The sequence below is a fragment of the Mizugakiibacter sediminis genome, from assembly GCF_000953855.2.
In the GTDB taxonomy this organism is placed as follows: domain Bacteria; phylum Pseudomonadota; class Gammaproteobacteria; order Xanthomonadales; family Rhodanobacteraceae; genus Mizugakiibacter; species Mizugakiibacter sediminis.
On record NZ_DF970237.1, the window covers coordinates 1 to 690 of the forward strand.

The window sequence follows — 690 nt, forward strand, 5'->3', positions numbered from 1 at the left end:
CGGTTGATGAGGCAACGGGACAGCCTCTGACGAAATGCAAGGAGCGAATTGAACTTCTCCTCGAAAATCTGAGTCAGGCGAACATCCAGATACTTGTCCCGACCCCGGTTCTGAGCGAAATACTTGTGGCGTCGGGTACGGATAAGGCCCGAATTCTCAACGAGATAAACGGAACATATGCCTTCAAAATCCAACCGTTCGACGAGATTGCGGCCGTCGAAGTTGCGATGCTAACTGATGCAGACCTACAGGCGAATAAGCCACTAACCTCGGAGGAGACGAAGGCGAAGGTGAAATATGATCGGCAGATCATAGCGATCGCCAAAGTCAATGGGGTACAAACAATTTACTCAGACGATGGGAAACTCGGTGCGAAAGCCAAGGCGAATGGGATAGCCGTCATCAAGACAGCAGAACTTCCACTTCCGCCGGAACCGCCGCAAGCCGAGTTGCCATTGCCCGAGCCGCCGAAGGACGCAGATGAGCAAGACGGCTGAAAAAGATGCGTTGCAGGCTCGTGAGGACGAGGTTCTAAGGCGCATGCTTGCGACTCCGCCGGAACGCCATAAGCCCAAAGCGCCGGCGACGAAGAAAAGCGCCAAGAAAGCACCCAAGAAGAAGCCCGCCTAGCGCGGGCTTTCTAGTTCCAAGCCCATGCCATTGGCTTGGTTTGTCATGTATATAATGGCC

General features: G+C 53.9%; 2 protein-coding genes. Both read left to right on the forward strand.

Annotated elements, in window-relative coordinates; genetic code table 11:
* Positions 1–497: hypothetical protein (locus tag MBSD_RS15510; protein ID WP_187300659.1), on the forward strand; the 497-nt coding region annotated here is incomplete at its 5' end.
* On the forward strand, positions 481–630 hold the full coding sequence (locus tag MBSD_RS15515) for a hypothetical protein (RefSeq protein WP_187300661.1): 150 nt from the start codon (positions 481–483) through the stop codon (positions 628–630). The genes MBSD_RS15510 and MBSD_RS15515, both read left to right, overlap by 17 nt.
* Positions 631–690: the final 60 nt, after the last annotated feature.